This window comes from Paenibacillus sp. FSL L8-0158 (assembly GCF_038592965.1).
Lineage (GTDB): Bacteria > Bacillota > Bacilli > Paenibacillales > Paenibacillaceae > Paenibacillus > Paenibacillus polymyxa_D.
In genome coordinates, this window is the sequence record NZ_CP151949.1 from 3,926,035 (window position 1) to 3,951,281 (window position 25,247).

The following is a 25,247-nucleotide window of genomic DNA, read 5'->3' on the forward strand; positions in this document are numbered from 1 at the left end:
CAAATCTTTATGTTTTATTTAATCCCCTTCTCCTTTACATAAGCTTCCCATTGTTTTGTATACTCGGTTTGAATTTTCTCCAAACCAGCCTGGTTTGCCTTTTGCAAGAAGGTCTGCAAGCCTTGATCTACATTGTCGATCAGTCCAGCTTGGAGCGGATACAGATATTGCTTCTCAACCTGTTCTAGAGCTGCTTTTTCTGCTTGGTAGGTCGTGTAGTCCTCTGCAAAGCCGGTAAACAGGTCAGGCTTCTGGATTTTATCCAGCTCGGCAAAAATTTTCTTCACACGGTCAAAGCCAGAATCAAACAGCATGTATTCCGGATTACGCCAAGCCCAACTGTTCATACCTTCGCGTGAAAATCCATTAGAACTGCCGCTACCTATCATATGATAGTAACCATCTTTGACCTCGTAGTTTTTGCCTTCAATACCATATTGCGTGAGCAAGTTATAGCGTTTGTCCGTCACAAGCTTTTCATAAAAAGCTAATGCGCGCGCCGGATTTGGGCTGCTTTTTGGAATTGCAAAGCCGTTATGAATCGGGTGCACTGGAGTTGCATAACCTGTCGTCAAAGGGAATGGGTAGTAATCCAGCTTCCAGTCCGGATGAGATGCTTTGAGCTTAATGACCATATCATTAAACCGGGTTGGATTGTCACCGAAAATACTCGCTGCTTTACCAGAAGTCACTTGATCCTGAAGCGTATCTTTTACGTTTAATACATTTTTGGGAATGAATCCTTTATCGGCCCAACGTTTGTAAGTGTTCAGCTCTTCTTTTTGCTCATCCGAGCCCCAAAATTTATAAACCTCTGTTGGTTTTTCGTATTTAATACCAATGCCGTAAGGCAAGGCCCCTACACTCTTCGTTACTAATTCGGTATATCGGTCATGCAGATTTCCCTTGATATCGCTGTTCAGAGATACGGTTTTCATATTTGGCTCATGCTGACGTATCCCATCCATATAAGCCTCGTAACTTTTGATATCTGTCGGTTTAGGCAAATTGTACTTCTCACGTAAATCCTCACGCCATACAAAGCCGTTAGTGACATACTCTTTATACGTGCCAGGCACGGTATAAATTTCGCCTCCGATTTTAACTCCATCCCACATGTCCTGAGGCACAAATTTTTGCAAGGCAGGTGCGGCCTTAGGCAGCAGATCGTCTAGCGGCAGGAATGCGCCCTTCTTGGCATAGGCCTGATACTGCGTCCAGTCTGCAGTGAATATCAGGTCGATAGGCTGACCCGAAGATAATAACAGCTTATATTTTTGATCCCAGTCTGTCCACGTCGTATAGTTAAATTTGACGGTGGCATTCAGATCTTTTTCCGCCAACTTATTAATCTCTGCCTCAATGGTAGACAGATCCTTAGGAGCATCACCCAGCATATAAAATTGCAGCTGCACTTTTTGGGATTTATCATCCTCTCCATTTGCTTTTTGTGCGCTGTTTCCGCTACCGCCTCCACATCCGGCTAATAGCGCCATGATGACCATTACTGCAATCAGGATGGACATGCGTTGTTTTCTTTTCTTTGTGAATGTCATGTGAATCCTCCCTTTGAAATGGTAGTCTGTTTAATAAAACGCTTACAAAAAGTGCTGCTTTGATGGCATACCGTCAGCACGTTATGCCATCAAAGCCCTTTAGTGCCGCTTCAGCCTTTTACCGCGCCAATGGTCAGCCCCTTGACAAAGTAACGCTGAATGAACGGGTACAGCAGCAAAATGGGTCCAGTAACCACGATCGCCATTGCCATTTTGGTCGATTCTGTCGGCATATCATTGGAAAGGGACACGCCAGTACCTGCACCCATTTGAGCGATAAATTGCATGGAGTTAATTACATTATACAGATAATATTGCAACTGGTATTTATGTGGATCGTTAATAAAGAGTGAGGATGAGAACCAGTCATTCCAGTAAGCCAAGGCCAGAAACAGCCCTACAGTGGCAATACCCGGTGTAGATAAAGGCAGTACAATTCGATAGTAAATTTTAAAATCACCCGCACCATCTATTTTAGCGGACTCGAACAGCTCTTCCGGCATGGAAGAACGAATGAAGTTTTTCATTAAAATGATCAGAAACGGAGTCATCAATCCCGGAAAAATAAGCACTGTATACGTATCAAGCAATCCTAAATACTTCGTCAGCATAATGTACCAAGGCACCAACCCGCCTCCGAACAGCGTCGTAAAGTAAATATAGAATGAAAACGCATTGCGGTATTTAAAATCTTTGCGTGCCAGCACATATCCTGCCATCGTCATCAGGAACAGGCCCAACGTCGTACCTACAACCGTGGTAAAAATCGTCACCCCGTACGCTCTTAACACCTCTTCAGGAAAGGTGAACACCGTCCGGTAACCTTCCAGTGAGAATTGCTGTGGTATAAAGTGATATCCATCCCTGATAATCGATTCATTACTGGTCAGTGAAGCTGAAATAATAAGTAGGAACGGGAGTAAACAAGCAATGGAAGCAATAATGATAATCACATAAGAGATAATTTTAAAAATTCGAGTGTATACATCCTCTTTGATCGCCATCCGTTTGGGTCCTCCTTTCTAGAATAAGGCATACTCGTCGTTCAACTTGCGGATGATATAGTTCACGGTCATGATCAGTACAAAGCCGAACAATGATTGGTATACGCCTGCCGCCGAAGCCATACCCACATCAAAAGTCACTTTCAGCGAACGGTACACATAAGTGTCCAAAATATCCGTCGTATTGTACAGCACCCCATTGTTGCCGATTAACTGATAGAAAAGATCAAATTGTCCTTTCATAATACTACCAAGCGCAAACAACAGCAGCACAACGAATGTCGATTTAAGCATAGGAACGGTAATGTACCAGATTCGTTGAAAAATGTTGGCTCCATCCATTTTAGCTGCCTCATAATATTCGTCACTGATACCTGTAATCGCTGCCAGATAGATCACCATACTGTAGCCAAGATTTTTCCATAAATAGAACAGGATAATCAGGAAAATCCATACCCATGGTTTGTTGTATACATCCACGCGTTCACCACCAAATTGCAGCAGCAACGTATTCAGAAAACCATTATCATAATTAAATATGTTATACACGATGACACTTAGAATAACGAAAGAAACAAAATAAGGCAGGAACATCACAGATTGAGCGATCTTTTTAAAGTAGCGGCCTCGCAGCTCATTCAGTAAAATAGCGAGAACAATCGCTAACACGTTACCAAGTAAAATAAACGCTGCGTTGTATCCGACCGTATTCAATGTTAGTTTTGTCAGCGTGCCGGACTGCCATAAAAAGCGAAAATTTTGGAGTCCGACGAACTTGGCATCAAACAGGCTGGTATTAAAGTCAAACTGGGTAAATGCATAATAAATACCCACCATAGGAATGTAAGAATTAATGAAGAAAAAAATTAAAGTGGGCAACAACATCAGAAATAATACTCGATTGCGGAACAGTTCATAGAAAAAACCGTGTTTTCTACCCGTTCCCAGCCTCTTACCGTTCAGGCGGGAATCCGCTGTAAGCATTGCAGAATTTTTGGGCATAGGCTGATTCAATGTGAGTCACTCCCCCTCTGTATACGTTACCGACAGCAAGGTTTGTAGCACCGCCGCCGTATAACTATATTTTATGTAAGCGCATTCAAAATGAAAAGTGAAGCCTCTCATGCTTCATGAACAAAGGAGTGTCCTGAGGAGTGAACAATTCGGATATTTGTGAAGTTTTATGTAATATGAGGCGTCTGATCGACGCCTTAAACCCATTCACAAGGCATATTTGAACGATCTACTCTACTCCTTTTGCCCACCCTGGAATGTGGTTTCATCCTGTTTTACCCGAAATCCAATTTTCTTTGCCTGCTCCAGCAGCTCGGCAGCGTTATCTTGCGGCTTATATCCGATTTGTTCTTCTAAGTAGCCAATGTCATAATAATTATCCGTATTGGCTGACGTACCGTACAAATTAAGATAGCTCATTTCTGGACGAGCTTCGATACAGCAGACGGTCAGACGGATCATATCGCGCTCGGAGATCCAAATATGAGCGGCGCGCTCCGAATGGGGCCGATCATCCCCAGGAAAATTTCCGATACGGATATTAATGGAAGATATTTTGCCCTGATCGGCATACAGCCGTCCCAACAGTTCAATGTAGCACTTACTCAATCCATAAAAACTGTCTGGTCGGTAGGGATCTTCTATGTCTATGCTTTCGCCTACTTTATAAAATCCTGTGGCATGATTGGAACTGGCAAAAACAATGCGTTTTACCCCATTTTTCACCGCAGCTTCATACAGCTTGTAGGCTCCACTAACATTGCCGGACAGCACTTTGCCGAGGAAATCCCCCTCATCCTTGATCCATGCAAAATGTAGTACCGTATCCACTCCACGCGTAAGCTCATCCAGTCGTGCTGCATCATGTATATCCATTTCCACAATCCCCGCCTCTTCATCTCTCTTCACGTCAGTGGCGGTTATTTCATATTTACCTTCCGCTTTTAGCCCTTCATATAATACTTTCCCAATTGTACCCGCCGCACCTGTAATCAACAATTTTCGTGCCATCGTCCACATCTCCCTTCTTTGCTTGGTTGTATGCTGTCATCCATATCATAATCTTAACCAACTCCCCAGGGAGGAAACCCCTTAAACTCTCGAATTCAGCAGGTAATATCCCACTTAGCTGTGTCCCTTGTCGGCATATAAAAAGGGACCCTGCTACTGTGCAAGAGTCCCTTGTTGTTACTATGTTTCAAGTTCTTTGTTTCAAGTTCTTAATTTCAACCACTACGCTCAAGCTTGTCGTACTACTCTCGCTCTGCGATTAACCAAATAAATGCTAAGCCCGATTAAGATCAACCCGATCAGCAGGAAAGCCGTAATCGCTTCGCCCAGCACCAACGAGCTGACAAACACCGAGATCACAGGCACCAAAAACGTATAAGATGCAACCTTGCTCGCATCGCCTGAATTAACAAGTGTGAAATACAGCAACCAGGAAAGTGAAATTCCCAGCACCGTGCCGAATATCAGCCCTGACACATACGGGACATTCCATACGATATCTGACCAGCTTTCCGTCACCGTTCCAGCTCCCGTCAGCACGATGCCTCCCAGTGTACATTGAAATGCAACCAGCCACAGCGAATCCACACGCTGGTTTACCTTTTTCACATATACCGTTCCCAATGCCCAGCTCACGGCTGTAATAATGGCGAGGATTACACCTGCCACAGCCACATGTCCTGAAAATCCGCCGACACTGACAGCCGCAACGCCCAAAAATCCGATGACCAATCCAAGCACCTTGAGTCTGGACATCGCTTCCCCTAGCCACATCCATGCAAAAATGCCGACCAGTACAGGCTGGAGATATACCAGTACAGAAAACAAGCCAGAGGGGACGTACATCAGTCCCACCGTTTGCAGACCATAAAACAATACCACGTTAAAAATACCTGAAATAGCATACACCCGCCAATTTTCTTTCCAACGAATGCGATTCCATCTCGGTACTAAAATCACTCCCAATAGCAGACCGCCCAGCAGTGTACGTAGTCCTGCAAACAATAGTGGAGGTGTGAATTCCAATGCAACTTTATAAATGGGCCAAGAAATGCCCCACAATACAACCAGTAGCGCGATCATCATCATCCGCTTGGCTGTCGTTAACTCTCCCATGACGCTATCGCTCCTCTATGAAAAAAATCACTAGACTTTATATACTACGCCTACAGAACAACTTTATCAAACAAAAAATATGTAGTGGAAAGCTCCACCTTTCATGCCCGCTTGTTCATCGAGGTATATCTTCGGACAGAGGAATCCAGTCAGTTGCCTATGTTACAATATACCAAAAAGACAGATAAGGCTTATAAGGATAGGAGGTTGTCTGCACTTGATTTATATTATCAAATTTTTGTACAGCTTTGTGCTCCCTCCCGGTTTGTTCATCCTTGTGATGGCAGGGCTCGTGATTTGGCTATGGAAAAGGGCACGTAAACCTGCGGTCGTACTGCTTCTTGTCACATTGCTGCTGTATGTTTCCTCGACCAATTTGGCTGGAGATTTGTTAATCAGTAGCTTAGAAAAACAGTACCCACAGCCCCGTACCATTCAAGGCGATGTCATTGTCGTACTTGGGGGCGGAGCCACAGAAGGAACCCCCGACATCAATGGACAAGGTAATCTGCTAGGATCTGCGGCCAATCGACTGCTCACTGCGGCCAGATTGCATGAAGCAACAGGCTTACCCATTCTTTTCTCCGGCGGGCAAGTGTTTGGAGACAGTGGTAATGAGGCGAATATTGCACAAAGGCAGTTGCTAGGACTCGGTATTCCAGCAAAGGACATTTTGATCGAAAACCGTTCTTTGAACACACAGCAAAATGCCGTATATACATCGCAAATTTTAAAAAAACATCAACTCACTAGGCCTGTTCTGGTGACCTCCGCTTTCCATATGCCACGTGCTGCACTGGAATTTCAGCGTGCAGAGATGCAGGTCGTAGCTTATCCTACCGACTATCTGGCAAGTGAAGAGCTGTCACTGTATGCTGGCAAACTCTCGCCGTCTGCTGGGGCCATGTCTACAACCGGAACAGCCCTCAAGGAATACCTGGGAATCCTTGCATTAAAGCTTAAATAATATGATGTCTAATCGTATAGCATCACACAGCACAAACAAGCGTCTTGCGCTCGCAGGTATAAGCCTGTAAGCTAGCAAGGCGCTTGATCTACCATTACATATTCTAATCCAAGAAAATATCCGAAATTTGTTCTTCCGATATGACCTTAAATCCTTCCTTTTTTAACAAAGCCGAGGTTACCCCGTTACCAGCTATTTTACGATTTTCGAATGACCCATTATATATTGCTGCTGATCCGCAGGACGGGCTGTTTTCTTTTAAAACAACATGCGTTGCGTTAACCTCTCTGGCTATATTCAAGGCTTCGTACGCACCCCTAATGTACATATCGCTGACATCGTTGCCTGAAAACTCGACCACCTTAGCTGTGCCGTTCAGCACATCCTCGCCTGTCCCTCCAACAATCTCAGCAGGCTCTCTCGGAGTCACAAAGCCCCCCAAAAGCTCAGGACAGATTGTCACAGCTTTCTTTTCCTCTACCAACTTCTGAATATGTACATCCAGGCTATCCGTCCCGTTATATCGTACCTTCATGCCTGCCAAACACGAACTTACCAGAATCATTAGTTCCACCTCATATCCATTGTATTCCTATTAAGTAGTTAAAGTATAAACAAATTTCCTCGTAGAGTCATCGTACGAAAATTTTGACTCGCCTCTACGTCCGCGTTCCGTAAGAGTGATACGTTTTTGCGTGTTTCTTCAGAGATCGCAAATGCATCAGGATTTCATTTTCTATACAACGGGCTGCAAATGTTGCCAGCTTGGTGCCTTTCCCGGTCTGAAAGCTTTCAATGGCCTTCATCAGGCCGATGGTACCGAAGGATACGATATCCTCCAAATATTCATTGTTTTATTAAATTTAAGGAAGGCTGAACGTGTACTCATCCAAAATAACCTGATAAATAAGCCGGAGGCGCACGTTGAGTAGCCTCCGGCTTATTTTTATATATTGAGGTTCATCCTGCTTGTAAGTAAGAGAAATTACTCTTGCTATATGTCATAATTTAAGATATATTATTAATTAAATAATCAATCATTTAATTAATAAAAGTTTAGTTAAAAGAGAGGGGAATACATTTGGCAAGACCCATCAATGAAGAAAAAAGACTGGAGCGGCGTAAACGTATCCTAGAAGAAGCTGTTGTCCTGTTCGCAGAAAGTGGATATTCTAACACCACAACGGCGATCATAGCGCAGAGTGTGGGAGTGACTCCTGGAACCATTTTTCAATATTTCCCCAGCAAAGAAGCTTTATACTACGCCGCTGTCCTTGAGCCGCTGGCTGATATTCAGGCGAAATCGCTTGCTTGTCTACAACAAGAGGGGACGCCGGGCGTATTGATTAAGAGCATGGTGGCAGAACAATTCAACCATATCTACTCCTATATAAATGAATTGCGGCTTGTTCAATCTGTCTTAGGACAACGAGTAAAATTCCCCGAACTTACACAGAAGGTCCTTGAAAGTATAAAGGTAATGACAGATGCGATCGAATGCGTCTATGCCAAGGGACAGTTAATGGGAGAATTCAACAAAAGCTTTTCTCCAGCAATGATCTCTCGCGCCTATATCTCTTTCTTAAATGGAGTGGGCTTAACTCTTGGAGAAAGTATTATTCATCATCCCGAGTGGGAAAATCTGAAGGGACATGCCTTTTATTTGTTCGCACCCATACAACCTAAAGAAAAACTGGAGGAGTCTGAATGAGTCAAGCATCATTACAACCCGATCTGACATTTAACGTTCGTGTGAAAAAACGAAAGAAAATTTTATGGGGCCTAGGGATCGTGCTTTTGCTTGTGACGGCTCTTGTATTTTTTATATCTTATAAAGTAGTAGACACCTTGCTGCACCATCCTAGAGACACTAATGTCAGCTACGGATTGAATATCGATAAAACTCCCTATGAAGAGGTCGAGTTCAAGAGTTTGAAAAATGATAATACGATTAGAGGTTCCTTCTTTCCTGCAAGTGGTCTTTCTGGTAAATCAAGTAGCAAAACGATTATTGTCGTCCATGGATATACGAGCAATCGTTTAGTCAAAGGGCGGACCCAAAAGTTAGTAGAGCATTTCGTTCCGAAAGGCTACAATGTATTGGCATTTGATCTCAGTTCACAAGGTAAATCCGATGGTGATTTGATTACACTGGGCCTCAATGAAAAATATGATTTGCTAGGAGCTGTAAGCTATTTAAAATCGAGAGACCATACGGGTGATAACATTGGAGTTATCGGCTTTTCAATGGGTGCTGCTACTTCTTTGCTAGCTGCAAGTGAAAGTGATGACATCAAAGCCGTAATTGCGGATAGTCCTTTTCGTAATGCTGGTCTATTTCTGAGAGAGGGTTTGCCCTTCTTTTCAGGTTTACCTGCGTTTCCATTCAGTTATACATCGACATGGATGGCAAATTGGGCCTTTAAGGTTGATCTTGATTCCATATCTCCTATGGATGCGGTAAAAAAGATGCAAGACAAGCCAGTTATGCTCATTCATGGTACTGGAGATCAGCAAATTAGTTATAAAAACACAGAAATTATTTACGAGTCCCTAAAAGATAACCCAAAAGCAGAAGTATGGTACCCGCAAAATACGGAGCACATCGATGCCATCAATCATTACCCCACTGAATATTTCAAAAGAGTAGATCGCTTTTTGGATGAGTATGTAGGAAAATAAATTCAATCCAAGAGAGCCAACTAGCTGAACGAGTAACCACAATTATAGAAAAATTTCCTAGCGCTTTTCAGCGTAAAGGAGCAAGTAATTGAATTGAATTATGAAAAAGACCTAAAAAGGCCCTGTTAAGGGCCTCAAACGGCTTCATATACCTCCTTATCCATCATTACCCCTTCTGCTTGTAAAATTCATGGTACAGCTTCATTAATGCACGCTTTTCAATGCGGGACACATACGAACGCGAAATTCCCAGCTCTCTGGCGATTTCCCGCTGTGTACGTTCTTCACCTCCGGCTTCCAGGCCGAATCGACCAATAACTACTTCTTTTTCACGCTCATCTAAAATATCCAGGTTGCGATAGATTTTACTCTTCTCGATTTTGAGCTGTACTTTATCTACAATATCGTCCGCCTCGGTGCCGAGGATATCAATCAAAGTAATCTCGTTGCCTTCCTTATCAGTCCCTATAGGATCGTGAAGTGATACATCTTTACGTGTTTTTTTCAGGGATCGTAAATGCATCAGGATTTCATTTTCTATACAACGGGCTGCAAATGTTGCCAGCTTGGTGCCTTTCCCAGTCTGAAAGCTTTCAATGGCCTTGATTAGTCCGATGGTACCGATGGATATAAGGTCCTCCAAATCTTCGCCGGTGTTATCGAATTTTTTCACAATATGGGCCACCAGTCGTAAATTATGTTCAATGAGTGTGTTACGGGAGTGTGCGTTGCCTTCGGCAAACAGCTTTAGGTGTCGAGCTTCCTCTTTCTCAGTCAATGGCTGCGGAAAGGCGTTGTTTTTCACGTAGGAAACGAGTAGCGTCAATTCCTTGATGAACAGAGCGATAGCGCTAAATAGTCCGGGCACGGATGACACCTCCTGAGGTAGTTGCGAACTTACCGGCCTTTGTTACTTACCGGGCTTGCGGTCTGTTTATTGTATGTAGGCAGGTGCCCATCCGTGCCTGTACTCCGAAAACTGCTCCGTAACAATTTGCCGGATATCTTTCTGGAGCAACCTCCAATACTTAATTCGAAACGTAGGAGATCTCTTCGACACAAATCAACGCACTCCATATAGCCAGAGGAAAACCCGGGATAGCCTTACATTATCCAACACTTGGTTTCCCATTTTCTCTCAGTAGAGTATTAACTTCTTTCTAAATATGACAATGGGAGTGGGGAAAAGTGTATAACATAGTATGCATTCCATGATCAAGGAATATATTCATAGAGAGTTTCATATAAATGATATACATCAACCTTTTCAACACATTCAAAAATTAAACTTAAGGAGGAACTCCAACATGGCAAAATTCAGTCAAAATCCAGACAGCTATACTTTTTCCGTGGATCCTGTTGTTATAGCAGAGGAAAATGTTTCAACCAACGGGGATTCCAAAAATACTTTTCCGAAAAATGTTTTAATTGATAATAATCTCTATTGGGAAAGCAGCTTAAGCGGTAAAGGTGGAGAAATCATCTTCAAATTAGATACAGGTAAGACGATCAATGATATTCTTTTAGCTCAGCCATCCTCTCGAGCTTTTATACTTTCATTTTCTTTTCACGGCTCTAATGACGGAGAAAATTGGTTTAGGTTAGGTGAAGTCGAAGCTTTGCCAACCATTGCAAAAACAACCTATCAATTTAGTAATGAGATTCCTTTTTCATATTATAAAATAACTGTACTTTCATCCGGGATGAGTAGTACAACCTCCTATTATGGTTTACGATATGTTCAGCTAAGAACCGCACTCATTAATGGCGTTCCTGCCTACAGAGCATCCAACCTAAACCCCGCTATAGCGGAATAAGTAAGTACACACAAAAAAAGGGGCTGGCCAACGCCGCCCCTTGATTCATTCTATTTCATTTGAAGCATGTTATAAATCATCTCTGCTGCTTCCGCACGTGTGACCTCCTGCTTGGCACGGAAGCTACCATCTGGATATCCTTGTACTAAATTAATCTCTGTTAGACCAAGTACATCCTTTCTGGCCCACTCTACAATTTGAGAGGAATCTGAGTATGCACTGCTTTCTTGCTGTGGTGTAGCCTTGATAATGTTATTCACCATTTTAGCCGCCTGCTCACGGTTAATGACCCGATCTGGGCCAAATTCTCTATTACTAAACCCGCGAGCGACCTGATCTTTAATCGCCGTTTTGAGCAGATCAATGTACCACGCCGATGGATTGATATCCTCGAAGCCTAAAGTCACATCCGTTTCGAGCGGTAATTTCAAGGAACGGACCAGCATAGAGGTAAACTCCATACGCGTTACAGGTCTGTTCGGCTCAAATAGCGTGTGGGTTGTTCCCTTTACTACACCCAAATCAGCAAGCACATTTATTTTTTCTCTATTAAATATCCGATCAATGTCACTAAAACGATTTGGCTTCTTTTCAACGGTTGAATCTTGAATTTGCTCTGTTTCTAACGGTTCCTTTACAACAGGCTGAATCGGTTTTACACTCTCCGCCCCTCCTGCTCCGCCACCTGCTTCCACAGTATTACCCGTTGTTTTGCCATTCGCTTGTTTTGCCTCTGTGCGTTTTCCTTGACTATTTTCTGCCCAAAGTTGAACTGTATACAACCGCTTCTCTTTAAGCTGTCTCCAGATATAGCCTCGATCCTTACCACGATATAGCTCTGTTCCTCCTTCACTGGCGAGGACGAAAATATCATTCTCATGGTCTGATTCCCAATGGATGATAAACTCACTATTCGTTGTTTCCATCTTCGAAAACGCAAATGCTGGAGACGGTAGCGTCTCCACTTCACCTTCTGTCTGCTTACCTTCACCACTTGTATTCAATGGCTTGACGGTAATACGATACAATGTAGAACTATCCAATCCTTCTACTTTAAATTCATGGGTGGTCGTATGACCGATAAGCCTCTCGTTTTGGTAGACATTGTAGGCATCTGCACCCGGAGCTTCTTTCCACGTAACAACCAAATCGGTATCTGTTACTTTTTTCACAGTCAATCTATTGTCTGATATCTGACCCGGCAAAGCGCGATACGTAAACGGAGCTATATTACCTACCCCCGTTGTATTCACGGCCTGTATACCAAACGAGTAAATCATACCAGGTTGGATATCTGAAAGCTTAATATGGGCATCTCTGATGTTAAAGACTTCCCCCGTATCTTTACGGGTTACAGTATATTGATAAGCGCTCTTGATTTCATCCCAGCTCAGTGAAATCTGGCCAGCCTCATGTTCTGTAACATTCACATTTTGTACTTCAGGAGGAAGTGTCAGCAGCTCACCCAACGCTGGCTGGCTGAAACCACTACTGTTCCCACTGCTCACTTGAAAATCATAGTTACTCCCACCTGTTAAACCAGCTATAACCACACGTGGTTCCGTACTATAATAATCTTGACCGTTGATCGTCACCTTATATTGAGTTGCCCCATCAACCGGGGCCCATATCAATGTGGCATCGTGCTCGCGAACATCTACAGTTGCAAGTTGTACAGCCGAAATTGGTAGTGTTAATGCGTTGATAGAAGTATCTTTACCCGTACCACTTCGATTGTAGGCTCGTATTTTAATATTGGCAGACCTGCCCGCTGGCAAGCCCTCAAAAGTATAAGAATGAATACCACGCGCAACCCGGACCTTCGGTTCATCGTTAACATTCAAGATGTATCCTTCAGCCCCCTGCACATCCTGCCACGCAACACCGATAGCATACACATCCTTCGTCACACTCGATAAAGTAGTTACTCGATCAGGTAACGTGATAACTCCCAGATGAGCATAGTCTCCGAATCCTGTTGCATTTTCAGCGGAAACGTTATAACTATATTCTGTTCCCGCCTGAAGATCAGTATCGGTGAATTCTCTATATACATCGTTATAAACCGATACTTCGTCACGTTCTAGGGCATAGTAGGTGGCAGTGATTACAGAATTCCACTTCAAGTCGATTCCATCTTCTCTTACAGTTACATTTCGGAATCCATTCGGGCTGTCTGGTAGACTTAAAAAAGATACATGCTTTGCTGCGCCCTCTCCAGTGTCATTAATAGCAGATACAGAAACATCGTAATATTTACCTGGCTTCATTCCCGTAATTGGATTATACACATCCTGTGTAACCGTATCCTTAAATAGGATTTCTCCCGTACTTACGTCTGCTGCTGTAATATTATATTTGTTAGCTGATGAAACTGGCGTAAAGTTAGCCATGATTTCTGTAGAATGACGTGAGACAGGTCGTAACTGGATATGATCAGGAGCATCAGGTAGCGTTAATACATGGACTCGATTGGAATACGCATTGCCTCCTACATGATTACTAGAACGCACTTCATATTCGTATTGCCGTCCTCCTTGTAGCCCTCTATCTGTAAAAGAATTTGCTGGATGCATAACATCCCAAACCTCATTAGTTGTTAGATTTCGGACTGTATAAACGTAACCATCATCAAGGCCCGACGGGAGTGTCCACTGCAAATCAGCTTCTGTATTCCGTACAGATGTCGCAGAAAGCACTACCGACTGGGGCTGCTTTTGAATACGAAGTGCACTGCTGACCGTTTCATAAGTGTTACCCACCCTGTCTTTGACCTTGGCATGAACATACCATTCACCTTCATCTGAAAGATCCATCTGGATTGTTGTATCGACAGCAGCATCCCAGTTTTCGGGTGAATCAGGGCTGTTCGTGATTTTATACTGCATTGTGGATGACTCAATCCCCGAATGCTGATCGGCATATCGTATCCTTACAGGAATATGAGTATCTTTCCATTCACGCGAATCCGGCGTCAGTTGGATCGTCGGTGGTTCCAAATCAATATAAGACACCGCGGACACCGGATCGCTTCGATTTCCAGCTGCATCTACAGCTTGTGCAGTCAATTGTATGATCCCCGAACCCTTTAATATTCCCGATGAACCAGACACATAAGCTCCAGAACCTAATTGATATTCATAATGTACTGCTGTAGTATCCGTCGCACCCGATAGAGCAAACTGAACTGGCTTATTGGTATATCGAGTAGGTATCGTCACCTCGGAAAACGTAACTTTTGGAGGCGTTGGCTTGGTTCGATCAATCATAACCGATTGAGTCACGATTGAACTAGACACGTCGAGATTATTGATCGTCCGTGCTGCTAATTCGTAAGTCCCTTCTGCGTTTAATGTAAAAGTGCCATTGTATGTCTGCCACTCCCCTAATGGACCCAAGCGATACTGTGTCATCTTAATTCCATTTGTAGAGTCACTTCCTGAATCAATGGTAATATTCACATCACGGTTCGTTGGACCTGTTTCACTAGCCTGAATGACAGGAGCCATCGGTCCCTTTTTATCAATCGTGATTTCTTTGCTTACTTCTTGGCTCAGATTACCCACGCTGTCAATGGAGCGTGCATAAACCGTGCTTTTGCCATCTTTATTCACATGAAACACTCTAACATAGTCCTGCCAATCTTGATTCACAACACCTGTCAAACGAAATTGAGTATGGGCTAGTCCAGAATAATCGTCTGTTCCTGGCTGTAATGAAATGGTGTAGTCATTACTATTTCCCGTTGCGCTTAGGGTCGGTGGAGTTGGAGGCATCTTGTCTATTCGGACATTCCCGGAAGAAAGACCACTATACTGATTATTTACGTCCACTGTCCGGGCATAAATTGTATTTACACCATGGTCATAGACAGTGAAAGGCCCGCTGTATTGCTGAAATGCTCCTCCATTCAGGCTATATTCATAGTATTTTAGTCCTTCAGGAGCCACGTCCCCATTTATCCACACGGTTACAGGTTCTTTGGTCCATCCTGTGATCGCTTGTCCCTCTGTACCTGCATGGATCTGAGGTGGTTTAGGCATTAGGTCCGATTTGGGAATAACACGGATTCCAAACTTGGATATTTCAGCACTTGTCTGTTGGCTATCTCCCACCGCTCTGAAATATCGAACATCTCTTAATGTAATGGAGTCGGTGATATCTAACCATTTTCCCTGATAATATCTATCCGCATAGAATTTCGTTACATTAGTCCATGTATATAAGTTCGTCCCATTAGGCCTCCAACTGTCGCCTGCTGCGTTATTAGATGCATATATATCAGTATGATAAGACCCTTCAATGTAAACAAAAATCCTGTAATCCGAAGTCTTAATGGATCTTCCAATATCAATAAAACGATTTGTCGGCTGCGTAGTACCATCACATTTATACCTGGCCGAACCCATGCCAGTATATACTTCCGTTGCTCCTATTCCATTTCCTGACCAAGAACCCCAACTATCGCCTCCACCCGGCAAATTGTTTTGGCAAAAAGGGCCCCCAATGATCTCCTGAGCAGCAGCTGATACCCTTTCCGGAAATATAGGAATCATCGTTAATAGTAGGACTACAGCCAAAAATCCATACACCCACTTCCTATACTTCCTTACCTTTCGTTTATTTTTTCGATACATACACTTCTCCTTACTTTATTTTATTTTCAAAGAGTTTTACAAACTCGCTTCGGGTAAAATAGAAAAAGCACCTCAAACGAAGGCGTTAATGCCTAGGTTTGAGGTGCTTCCTCTATATCACGAGTATGTTTTGAAGCTATTATACTTCGTTCCAAGCAGGATGTAAACAGAACTGACAAATTATTTTGAGGATATTAATGAATCTGAACGCCCAAGTTCCGAAAAAATCCTCGCATATTCTGCATGTAAGAATCCTGAGTAGCGGAAGATTCCTTAAGAAGATTTTGCATACTGTTCATGAAAGCAGAAGCTGATGTCGTATCCGCTTTGTCAAACCGATTGTTTAACGGTGTGTTATTTAGCAACTCTGCGTTCTGTCCCGTGCGTTCCTTGTATTTCTCAATCCAATCGGGATGTTGAGGAACCTTTTGCGCAAAATTTAACAGTTGGCTCAGCCCATTTCCTCCACCTTTAATATCATTCATGTACGCTGTATATTTTTGAGGATCGACCTGCTTCATCACTTCCGACAGCTTGACATAATCCTCAGGAGCACCTGACGGACGATCTATTGGAGTCGTGTAGCTAATATCTCCGGTCTTTGGATCAGTGGATCGTGTTAAAGCAATACCAGCGATCTGGTTCATGGTTTCCAGAAACTCTTTGGCCTTGTCGCCTTCCATGTAATGATCAGCAATATACTTGGATTGAGTAGCTCCCATCTCCAGCAGCACAGCTCGCTGACTCTCATCCGTTACTGTTCCGTCAACGATAAAATTAGATTGAATCATACTGTACACTGCATTAGACACTTCTTCTGGCTGACCTTCCAAAACCCGGTTTAATGAATCATTGATCTGTGTTGTACCGAAATACTTGGCAGCCTGTGATACAATAGCCCCTTCGGCCAACTGTCTACCAGCTTCACTGATCTCCACGGAGTCTTGAACTACCACTCTGGAGACCTGTTCTTCATGAAGCTGGGGTGGTGGAGCTTGCTTGCTTGTCGGATTGATCCGTAAACTACTTGCATTAAGAATCGCTTGCTGTGCTCTAAGAGGTCCAAAATTCATCCTATTTCCTCCTGTCATGTTTGTAACAGGCAATCTAAGGCGTATGTATAGTGTAATGTGACCCTGTTTCTATATATATCGGACAAAGCATATATGGAATGAATATATGCTTTGTCCCAAAAATGAACAAATATTGAAATGAACTACTTTTGTTTCAAATATAAAATACTCAAGCAACAAGTTACCTAAAGTCTTAACTTAATATTCCGTCCATCAACCACCATAAATACTATAGGCAAAGTGATATACAATATCCGTGTCTATAATCGAAGTACCTGACACCTGAACGGCTACCCCTGATAGATCATAATAGTGTGTAAAACTGATGGCTCCAGACAGGTATTCCGCTATACTTCCAGTGGAAGATGGCAGGGAAAGAGTCACACTAAAGGCTCCATTCTGGTCCGTATAAGCTGTGCCTGTACGAGTACGATTCCCGCTGCCTTCAGTCCAGTTCTGATTCAACCATGTCACATCAACAGGTGCATTTGCCACTGGATAACCATCAGTTGTCTTAACTACACCCTTCACGGTAAGGTTACTGCGTTGATTAACCCGATAATGACGACCATATGAGTAGTTCGGATAATCATTAGGGCCATTAGCAGAATCATAGCCGGTAATTTCAATTTTGCCAGCCCGAAGCACCGGCTTCAGTGTAAGTGTGTACAAATGATTGGGTGAATACTGATTGGTTGTGTACACTCGCACATAGTAGGTTCCTGTATTTAAGCTAACATTATGATTCGTTTGCGGCAATAGCACCATTTGGTTTCCGGTAAGAGCTCCGTAGACTTCCGCTTTGTAGCCATAGCCGTCCGAAACATTGTCAAGCTTTACGTTCAAAGCGTCATAATTGCGGCTGGCAGGGATCGTAACTTGGTACCAGTCGTTATCAATGCCTGAATGAATGGAGCGTGAATTAAGCGATGATCCGCCCGTACTAAAGGTGAAGTTATAGGCATGGAAAGCACTCTCATCTGGTTCATATGCATCGTAGCTGGAACTTGTATCGACCGTTAGATAGAAAGGATCATTGATGCTGGAACCCTTTTTGGCATGGACAGCAATCGCATATGCCTTTTCATATCCGGCAGCGTTGCGGGTTCCTACGTTTTCAGGAAGTGAAGCAGCTCCCTGTTCATAATTGTTAAAATAAGTACCATAGGTGGATGCGTCAATGGCATTAGGATTAATGTCACCTGTCGTCATATCAAACTCATATAAGTATAAGTCATAGTCAAGCTGGGCTGAAAATGGACCATCCAACTGGGACTGCAACAATTCACCTGGCTGCAAATAGATCGGATATAAAAATTGTGTGCCTCCCTCTTGCGTAATCGTACCGGAATACGTAGCAGAGGAAGCTGTGGCTGATGCAGCCATTGGGCTTGTCTTCAGCGCAGAAACATTTTCCCTTTTCAATGAGGTTGTCTCTGGTGTCTTAAAGTTGAGGTCTTCCTTCATTGCATAAACCGAAGACGTAATACTTTCTGGTTTGTCTGCCCGCGTTAAATGCTTAATAATGTCTTCGTTGACAGTTGTTAGCTGAATCTCGGATTCTGCCTTAATCGCTTGATCCGATGCAGCCTCCTTACTTTCACTCGCGTTCGCAGTCATTCCGAAAGCAAACAGAAGCATCATGCTTAACATCACTGCAATAGCCTTTTTGAACCTCTTCATACTGAAATCCCCTCTCAAATAGTTTAAGGAATTCCCGCTATCCCCGGATAAACCAGGGTGATTTCTAGGCTGTATGGCTCTATCATAAATCATCTTTGGTTCTATTGGAATATATTATGCAAAACATTTTCTATTTGTAATCTATGAAAACAAGACCATTTTCTTATTCTTGGTGAATAAACATGAAAAGTCGCTCTTTCAGAAATGGAAAGCCTCAGCTAACCATTCAAAAAAAGCGACTCTCTCATGATCAAAATGACATTAAAGCATTTCTTAGTTTCTCAAGCTGTAAGCAAATAGATAAATAATGTCCGTCGCACTAATCGAAGTTCCATCGACCTGAGCCGCTACTCCTGTAAGATCATAATAGTGTGTGGAACCAATTTCACTTATATAATCTACATTTTTTCCTGTCGATTGCGGAAGAGAAAGGGTCACATTGAATTTACCGCTATCATCGGTATACGTAGAAGCCGTTCTCGTACGGTTACCACTGCCTTCGCTCCAGTTCTTATCCAGCCAAACGACCGTGACAGGCGCATTGGGAACCAGTTGACCATCTGTTGTTTTCACAACACCGTTCACGATCAGACTGCTGCCTCCGTTAATACGATAATGACGCCCGTAAGAATACGTTGGATAATCATAATAGCCATTGGAGTTATAGCCGGTAATTTCAATTTTGCCAGCCCGAAGCACCGGTTTAATCGATAGTGTATACAAATGGTCGGCTGAATACTGACTTGTGCTGTACACTCGTACATAGTAAGTCCCTGTGTTTAGGGTAACATTATGATTGATTTGTCGTAGAAGCACCATTTGGTTGCCCGTAAGAGCTGCATAGACTTCCGCTTTGTACCCATAGCTTTCCGAAGTGCTGTCCAGCTTCACATTTAATGCATCATAATTACGGCTGGCTGGTACTGTAACTTGATACCAATCGTTGTCTATAGCGGAATGGATGGTACGGAAGTTAATCGAGGAGCCTTTGTCGTTAACAGTAAAATTATAAGCATGGAAGGCACTATCATCCGGCTCATAGGCATCATAGTTGGAGCTTACTGCTACAGTTAAATAGAAAAGATCATTAATACTAGACCCCTTCTTGGCATGAACTGCAAGCGCATAAGCCTTCTCGGCTCCGATTGAGTTGCGAGCTCCTACGTTTTCAGGAAGAGAAGCAGCTCCTTGCTCATAATTGTTAACATAAGTCCCGTAGTTGGAAACGTCTATTGGATTGGAATTAATATCGCCTGTCGCCATATCAAACTCATACAGGTATAAGTCATAGTCAAGCTGGGCTGAAAATGGGCCTTCCAACTGAGCCTGTAACAATTCACCTGGCTGTAAATAGATCGGATATAAAAACTGTGTGCCTCCTTCTTCTGTAATCGTACCGGAATATGTAGCAGTGGACGCCGACGCTACGGTCGCTGCGGCTTTAGCTGATACTGATTTTGTGCTGGCTTTGAGCGAAGGGGTCACTCTCTTTTTCAATACAGATTTCTGTGGTGTCGCCAAGTTAATATTTTCTGTAATGGTGTACACCGAATCTGCGGTACTGGCAGGCTTGTCCGCGCGTGTTAATTGTTCAATAACACTTTCCTTATCAGTTGTTAGCTGCACATTAGAAACTTCCTGAATCGTTTGATCCGTTCTCTCCCCCGTACTTGCGCTCGCGTTCGCCGTCATCCCGAAAGAAAGCAGGAGCATTGAGCTTAGTGTAACTGAAACCTCCTTTTTAAACCTTTTCATACTGAAATCTCCTCTCAAATGTGTTAAAGAAATTCAGCTATTCCCCAAATATATACAGGAAAATTCTAGGATGTATAGTTCTATCATAAAACAATTCTTGCTTTAATGGTAGATACTGTCTTGGTATTTTTTTAATACTCGGGATTAGTATCATGGAAGGATCCTCTATTTTTCTGCTTTTTCTGTCTATAAAAACCACGACGAAAAAGGCTCTCCTGATTTAAAAGGAAGCCAGATTAAATAAGATTTGTATCCATACTTGGCGAGAATACGTCATACTCCCTTAAAAAGAGTAACAACGTAAAGTAGTCGTAAAATCTTCAATTGCTCGCGATTTTAATGCGTCGCACCCATGTAGAGTGCGACCCAAAGCATTATCCGCTGAAACGATGGCAGATGATATTTTAATCCGCCGCACTCATATAGAGTGCGACTTGCTGACAGTATATCATATGGGAGCGTGCATGAATTTTAATCCGCCGCACTCATATAGAGTGCGACAGCGAAAATGCAGTAATTCATATCCATAGGATATGATTTCCACACATTGTCGCAAAAACTGATGCCCAATAAGCTTGAATCAGCTATTGACTTTTACGGATAGTTAGCTGCTCCAATACTTTTCGACAATTTTCGAGGTGCGAAGGACCCGGGATTTTCATGTGCGCTTGGGGTTCGCACCAAGTTTATTTATTATATTTTGCAATCCATATACAATGCAACCCATACTATATTTGACCTGCTATATATCCGTGTGGTTATTCCTATCTTCAATCCAGTCAAGCCCTGTTTTATACTTAGAAATGTAATACGTTAGAATATTTTTAGGTACAAGCATACCTCTCCCCTTCAGCCCTCTCAATAGCCTGAGTTAGCGTCATGAAAGGAGCTTCTCTTTTATACTGAATAGCCTTTTCGCTTGTACCACCAGCATTAAGCCATTCCCAATGGATATGGATATCAACCGACTCCAAAAAATAAATAGACAATGCTTCTACGGGATTCATTCCGTATATATGTATAAATACCTCGTCTGAAAGCTGATTATGTTGGAGATATTCATTTTTCATGGTGTAGAGAAGCTTACAGATATCCTCTCTGTTCACATTGATGAGACGACTCACGAATGCATTGCGCCTTTCCACTGAATTCAGTATGATTTGCATAGCATTACGAACATGCCAAGCATCAGGGCCGATACGGAGCATGTTAATTAAATCGTTAGCGGTCAGCGTAGGATCAAATGGGGCTGGCTCCAAAATGCGTGTCCATGTATCGTTATGTCCTTTTTCGAACACCTCGATAGCATCAGAGACGTTTATACCAATGGTTTGCCATTTGCGATTAAGAGCATCCATAATATAATAGTAGTGTAGCTCGTTTTCTCCATTTCCACCTTTTTGCGCCCAAACTGGTCCCATACGTACAATGTCCTTGATTGCTTGTTCATTCACTTTGAATTTTGTAGTCACGGTATCTTCCTCCTTTTGAAATCTGGTAAAATGGCAATAGCAAAGCTAAGGGTATGTTATAGCATCCCTTTAGGATGATAAAAAACCATTTCCTTTTAATGACCTTAGGGTCATAAAATAAATATAACCTTATGGTCATATTTTGTCAACTATATATGGAGGATCATGAATGTTAAAACTTAGAATCAAGCTAAAAGAAGTACTCAAAGAAAAAGGCATAACTCAAAAGCAATTAGAAGAACTATCAGGTGTATCACAAGCAAGAATTTCTAAACTAAGCAGTGGCGATCGACAAGAAGTAAACCTTCTAATGCTTGAGAAAATTGCTCATGCTCTAGATATCAAAGATATATCCGTTTTGTTACAGTTTGAGGAAGAGAAGATCTGATTATTGTACACTCGGTGTACCCTAAAGTTCAGCACTCACGAAGCTATTTAATAATCGGGCTTCTCTTCTTCATTTCAAACAAATCCTTTCGTACATCCCCCCTACGCTTTGTCCTCCACATCTACTTTTCTATTTTCAAATATGACAAAGAAAGGCTCGCCTCACTTTGATAGGGAGTCGAACCTTTCAAGTTTCAATCTGCACTCCCTAATAGTTCTCTCTAGTGGCATATTTTAAAAAAGCAGGTCTATTAATTTAATTCCGACATTAATTTACCATAAAAACCCTACCATTCTCTTATTTATACGATATAATAAAATAATATGGATAGTTCTTTTCGACTATAAATCACATCGAATTACCCATAAACATACATAGAAAAATTATTGAAATCATTTTATCGGAGGCATACAGCAATGGTAGGATCAACAACTGAACTATCGACGTTTCATAGCATTGTATACAACAGTCTTGACGGTATCTTGAAAAAAGCAGGTATCAAATCTAACATCAAATCATACGCAATAATAAATCAGGGATCGGAGATCAAGGGTATTGTGAGAATGAGAAAGACCCTCTCTGAAAAGAAGCATGAGAAGACTAAAATTAATCTAGAGACATTAAATAAAGTGGAAGATATTTCAACAGAACTGGATATAGAAATGGAAGATGCTAAGCAGTATACAGAAGATCTATTAGAAAATATAAAAAAGAGTATGTTAATTACTCCTAATTCGGAGTCAATAAGAAGTGAAATAACAATAAATGAGTCTAGTAGTGAATCATTTATTGAACCTATTAATAGCAATTCAAACAGTAAGCTATTAAAGTCAAGGGTTCTCTACACAAACAATTTCACAATAAAATGTGGTAAGGAAATGTTCACTGTTACATATATTCTGGAATTAAGAAATGTTGAAAAAGAAACATATGAGCTTTTTTGCGAATTTCCCGATATATCTTTTTTGAAGATGATATTGAATTATTTTTTTAATGACTATTTCGAAGATAATAAAGGGAAATACTTGAAGATAAATAATAACTCATCGATTGATAGAAAGTATAATGAGGATAGTATTCAATTCATAAGGAGAGTGACAAGATTATTTTATAGTAAAATACAGGTGTTGATGCAAAACGAGACTAATATAACGACTCTGTCGTCTGCTTTTGATCAAGAGGGCAGTAAACAGTTTTACATAAACAATTTTCTTGAAAAAATAGATGACATATCAACAAGAACATATGAGGGCAGTAATCCATTTGGTTGCATTGTATTTTTTAAACGTCACTTACTTGAAATTGAAACTAAGATAATAAAATTTATAATTAGATTTTCTGAGGAAGAATTAGTTTCACTTGATGATTCAAAAAGAATTAGAAAGCTCTTAGAAATAAGTAATTGTAAAAATGATTTGTTTTTAATATCAGATCATGAATATGTTTATGGTCTTGGAGAGATAAATTGGAATAATTTAAATGAAAATAAATTTTTCAAAATTGAATTTAAAGGCCTTTCTAGGTCCACTCTTCAACTAGTCTCTATATTAGAAAGACCATTAGAAAAAGGGTACATTGCAACAGATAATGGAAAAAAGATTTATAAAGCGGAAAAAAAGCTAGAAATTCGATCCTTGAAATTAATTAGCATTATGTTTAAGACCCCTATATTGGGGGATGAAGGGTACAAGCCTGATAGTTTTAATAAAATAATGAGACACCAGTTTTTAGAACAAGAAGAGGTTGTGGATTTAAAGGGTATCAGTCTTTTGCAGGATATCGTAAGCATAGCTACGGAGCAAAAACACGGTACAATGGTTGTTATAACGGAATATAAAACAGCAGTTAGTGAACTAAAGAAACTAAAAAAGCAATCTACCTTAGTAACACCAACATTAATTGATGCTAAATATATTAGATATATCACGTCAATAGATGGTGCTATTTATTTTGATATCAACGGCTATTGTCATGCGATTGGTGTAATATTGGATGGGAAGGCTGCTGAAGACATTGGAGATTCAAGTAGAGGTGCTAGGTATAATTCTGCACTTCGTTATATGCACAAACTAAAAGAATCGAGCAAGAAATGCGTAATTGTAATTATATCTGAAGATGGAATGGTTAATATAATTCCGGAGATTGACAATGAAGAACAGATTCAAACAATATTCCACCAAATAATAGATGCTTTATCTGGAGAATACAATATAGAAGAGCTAGCGGAGCTAGAAGAACAATTTAATTCATATAAGGACATAGACTATCAATTATATTTTAAGATGGCTGAGGTGTGTTTCTCTAAAAAAAATTACAAAAAAGTAATTGAGTATACTGGGCGAGGTCTTTCTTTGTCAGGAAATAATTACATTCCGGTTAATTATTATAGGAAAATGGCAAATTCATATTTTTACTTAGCAAGAACCTATAAATATAAAGATAAGGAGCGTAAAGTTAACTATATTAAAGCTATTAATGTTTATGACAGCTTCATGGATTCATCTAGTAGTGCTGATTTGAATCATCACGATTACAATAACAGAGCGATATCTCTAGAGTCCCTCGGGGATTTAGAGAAGAAGGAAGAAATAAAAAATAGTTATTATTATAAAGCGATGTCCGATTACACCAAAGCCATTGAGGTTAATACACAGAGTAATATCTTATATTCAAATCGTGCTGGTTCTTACTTGAATTTAATGATGTTGGAGGAAGCACTAGAAGATTTAATAGCAGCCGAGCTAATAGAGCATGATGAAGATTATGTAAAAGGAATTTTTGAGATTTTAAATAATAATAATTATTTATTTGAAAATGCTTTAATGAAATTCAATCAAATCAAGAATTCTAGTAACAAGGAAGGCATTGAATTACGTAATAAGTTCAAAGAATATCTTCAAATTCTTCAAGAGAATAATCCTGAAGTTGCAGGGACCTTAGAGAAAAGTTATTTCAATGAATAACTTCTGGTGATACTAGCTCTTTAAGTATAATGTTCTAAAATATGGAATTTGAAGAGAGGTTAGGAGATCTGTCTTCAGGCTTCTACCATCTATTCGTCCATATACCCGA

General features: G+C 41.4%; 18 protein-coding genes and 1 pseudogene. 6 read left to right on the top strand and 13 right to left on the bottom strand.

Annotated elements, in window-relative coordinates:
* Window positions 1–14 precede the first annotated feature (14 nt).
* The 5 genes from NSQ68_RS17270 to NSQ68_RS17290 all read right to left on the bottom strand — a co-directional run bounded on the left by NSQ68_RS17270 (window position 15) and on the right by NSQ68_RS17290 (window position 5,701).
* Window positions 15–1,556 (bottom strand): extracellular solute-binding protein, encoded by a 1,542-nt coding sequence (locus NSQ68_RS17270; protein ID WP_342426627.1) that lies wholly within the window; start codon window positions 1,554–1,556, stop codon window positions 15–17.
* Between the two features lie 110 nt (window positions 1,557–1,666).
* Window positions 1,667–2,560 carry a carbohydrate ABC transporter permease gene (locus tag NSQ68_RS17275; protein ID WP_061830389.1) on the bottom strand — a complete coding sequence of 298 codons (894 nt, stop codon included), beginning with the start codon at window positions 2,558–2,560 and terminating at the stop codon, window positions 1,667–1,669.
* 18 nt (window positions 2,561–2,578) lie between these two features.
* Window positions 2,579–3,574 (bottom strand): ABC transporter permease subunit, encoded by a 996-nt coding sequence (locus NSQ68_RS17280; RefSeq protein WP_342426628.1) that lies wholly within the window; start codon window positions 3,572–3,574, stop codon window positions 2,579–2,581.
* A 234-nt stretch (window positions 3,575–3,808) separates the two neighbouring features.
* Window positions 3,809–4,585, bottom strand: a complete 777-nt coding sequence (locus NSQ68_RS17285; protein ID WP_342426629.1) for an NAD(P)-dependent oxidoreductase — start codon at window positions 4,583–4,585, stop codon at window positions 3,809–3,811.
* Window positions 4,586–4,813: 228 nt separating this feature from the next.
* A complete protein-coding gene (locus NSQ68_RS17290) occupies window positions 4,814–5,701 on the bottom strand; it encodes a DMT family transporter (RefSeq protein ID WP_307347183.1) in 888 nt (295 codons plus the stop codon).
* Window positions 5,702–5,918: 217 nt separating this feature from the next.
* On the opposite strand from NSQ68_RS17290, the gene NSQ68_RS17295 reads away from it, so the two are divergent.
* Entirely contained in the window at window positions 5,919–6,668 is a 750-nt protein-coding gene (locus NSQ68_RS17295; RefSeq protein WP_342426630.1) for a YdcF family protein, read from the top strand.
* Window positions 6,669–6,771: 103 nt separating this feature from the next.
* Here the strand turns inward: NSQ68_RS17295 and NSQ68_RS17300 are convergent, their stop codons facing one another.
* Together NSQ68_RS17300 and NSQ68_RS17305 are read right to left on the bottom strand one after the other, a co-directional pair.
* Window positions 6,772–7,233 carry a DUF523 domain-containing protein gene (locus NSQ68_RS17300; RefSeq protein WP_049816884.1) on the bottom strand — a complete coding sequence of 154 codons (462 nt, stop codon included), beginning with the start codon at window positions 7,231–7,233 and terminating at the stop codon, window positions 6,772–6,774.
* Window positions 7,234–7,346: 113 nt separating this feature from the next.
* Window positions 7,347–7,510: pseudogene (locus NSQ68_RS17305) on the bottom strand (sigma factor); the annotation flags it as partial.
* Between the two features lie 239 nt (window positions 7,511–7,749).
* Here NSQ68_RS17305 and NSQ68_RS17310 point away from each other — a divergent pair.
* Window positions 7,750–8,379 carry a TetR/AcrR family transcriptional regulator gene (locus NSQ68_RS17310; protein ID WP_209949463.1) on the top strand — a complete coding sequence of 210 codons (630 nt, stop codon included), beginning with the start codon at window positions 7,750–7,752 and terminating at the stop codon, window positions 8,377–8,379.
* Complete coding sequence (locus tag NSQ68_RS17315; protein WP_342426631.1) at window positions 8,376–9,350, top strand: alpha/beta hydrolase; 975 nt, start codon at window positions 8,376–8,378, stop codon at window positions 9,348–9,350. The genes NSQ68_RS17310 and NSQ68_RS17315 overlap by 4 nt, the downstream gene beginning before the upstream one ends.
* 166 nt (window positions 9,351–9,516) lie before the next feature.
* On the opposite strand, the gene sigK is transcribed toward NSQ68_RS17315, so the two are convergent.
* Window positions 9,517–10,218 (bottom strand): RNA polymerase sporulation sigma factor SigK, encoded by a 702-nt coding sequence (gene sigK, locus NSQ68_RS17320; protein ID WP_013311218.1) that lies wholly within the window; start codon window positions 10,216–10,218, stop codon window positions 9,517–9,519.
* A 439-nt stretch (window positions 10,219–10,657) separates the two neighbouring features.
* On the opposite strand from sigK, the gene NSQ68_RS17325 reads away from it, so the two are divergent.
* Window positions 10,658–11,167 (top strand): discoidin domain-containing protein, encoded by a 510-nt coding sequence (locus tag NSQ68_RS17325; protein ID WP_342426632.1) that lies wholly within the window; start codon window positions 10,658–10,660, stop codon window positions 11,165–11,167.
* Between the two features lie 50 nt (window positions 11,168–11,217).
* Here NSQ68_RS17325 and NSQ68_RS17330 read toward each other — a convergent pair whose 3' ends face one another.
* The 5 genes from NSQ68_RS17330 to NSQ68_RS17350 all read right to left on the bottom strand — a co-directional run bounded on the left by NSQ68_RS17330 (window position 11,218) and on the right by NSQ68_RS17350 (window position 21,787).
* Entirely contained in the window at window positions 11,218–15,804 is a 4,587-nt protein-coding gene (locus NSQ68_RS17330) for an S-layer homology domain-containing protein (protein ID WP_342426633.1), read from the bottom strand.
* Window positions 15,805–15,998: 194 nt separating this feature from the next.
* Complete coding sequence (locus NSQ68_RS17335; RefSeq protein ID WP_342426634.1) at window positions 15,999–16,877, bottom strand: hypothetical protein; 879 nt, start codon at window positions 16,875–16,877, stop codon at window positions 15,999–16,001.
* Between the two features lie 213 nt (window positions 16,878–17,090).
* Entirely contained in the window at window positions 17,091–18,560 is a 1,470-nt protein-coding gene (locus tag NSQ68_RS17340) for a hypothetical protein (RefSeq protein ID WP_342426635.1), read from the bottom strand.
* A 273-nt stretch (window positions 18,561–18,833) separates the two neighbouring features.
* Window positions 18,834–20,315 carry a hypothetical protein gene (locus NSQ68_RS17345; RefSeq protein WP_307347211.1) on the bottom strand — a complete coding sequence of 494 codons (1,482 nt, stop codon included), beginning with the start codon at window positions 20,313–20,315 and terminating at the stop codon, window positions 18,834–18,836.
* An 824-nt stretch (window positions 20,316–21,139) separates the two neighbouring features.
* Window positions 21,140–21,787 (bottom strand): hypothetical protein, encoded by a 648-nt coding sequence (locus NSQ68_RS17350; RefSeq protein WP_307347214.1) that lies wholly within the window; start codon window positions 21,785–21,787, stop codon window positions 21,140–21,142.
* A 169-nt stretch (window positions 21,788–21,956) separates the two neighbouring features.
* On the opposite strand from NSQ68_RS17350, the gene NSQ68_RS17355 reads away from it, so the two are divergent.
* Both NSQ68_RS17355 and NSQ68_RS17360 read left to right on the top strand, forming a co-directional pair.
* A complete protein-coding gene (locus NSQ68_RS17355; protein WP_043891115.1) occupies window positions 21,957–22,175 on the top strand; it encodes a helix-turn-helix transcriptional regulator in 219 nt (72 codons plus the stop codon).
* A 416-nt stretch (window positions 22,176–22,591) separates the two neighbouring features.
* Entirely contained in the window at window positions 22,592–25,138 is a 2,547-nt protein-coding gene (locus NSQ68_RS17360) for a diadenylate cyclase (RefSeq protein WP_342426636.1), read from the top strand.
* Window positions 25,139–25,247: the final 109 nt, after the last annotated feature.

What these genes read in the sequence shown, in the direction of transcription:
- NSQ68_RS17355 (WP_043891115.1), top strand. Translation starts at nt 21,957, where the DNA reads ATGTTAAAACTTAGAATCAAGCTAAAAGAAGTACTCAAAGAAAAAGGC.
- NSQ68_RS17290 (WP_307347183.1), bottom strand. Translation starts at nt 5,701, where the DNA reads ATGGGAGAGTTAACGACAGCCAAGCGGATGATGATGATCGCGCTACTG.
- NSQ68_RS17330 (WP_342426633.1), bottom strand. Translation starts at nt 15,804, where the DNA reads ATGTATCGAAAAAATAAACGAAAGGTAAGGAAGTATAGGAAGTGGGTG.
- NSQ68_RS17360 (WP_342426636.1), top strand. Translation starts at nt 22,592, where the DNA reads ATGGTAGGATCAACAACTGAACTATCGACGTTTCATAGCATTGTATAC.
- NSQ68_RS17315 (WP_342426631.1), top strand. Translation starts at nt 8,376, where the DNA reads ATGAGTCAAGCATCATTACAACCCGATCTGACATTTAACGTTCGTGTG.
- NSQ68_RS17300 (WP_049816884.1), bottom strand. Translation starts at nt 7,233, where the DNA reads ATGATTCTGGTAAGTTCGTGTTTGGCAGGCATGAAGGTACGATATAAC.
- NSQ68_RS17335 (WP_342426634.1), bottom strand. Translation starts at nt 16,877, where the DNA reads ATGAATTTTGGACCTCTTAGAGCACAGCAAGCGATTCTTAATGCAAGT.
- NSQ68_RS17345 (WP_307347211.1), bottom strand. Translation starts at nt 20,315, where the DNA reads ATGAAAAGGTTTAAAAAGGAGGTTTCAGTTACACTAAGCTCAATGCTC.
- NSQ68_RS17285 (WP_342426629.1), bottom strand. Translation starts at nt 4,585, where the DNA reads ATGGCACGAAAATTGTTGATTACAGGTGCGGCGGGTACAATTGGGAAA.
- NSQ68_RS17270 (WP_342426627.1), bottom strand. Translation starts at nt 1,556, where the DNA reads ATGACATTCACAAAGAAAAGAAAACAACGCATGTCCATCCTGATTGCA.
- NSQ68_RS17340 (WP_342426635.1), bottom strand. Translation starts at nt 18,560, where the DNA reads ATGAAGAGGTTCAAAAAGGCTATTGCAGTGATGTTAAGCATGATGCTT.
- NSQ68_RS17325 (WP_342426632.1), top strand. Translation starts at nt 10,658, where the DNA reads ATGGCAAAATTCAGTCAAAATCCAGACAGCTATACTTTTTCCGTGGAT.
- NSQ68_RS17275 (WP_061830389.1), bottom strand. Translation starts at nt 2,560, where the DNA reads ATGGCGATCAAAGAGGATGTATACACTCGAATTTTTAAAATTATCTCT.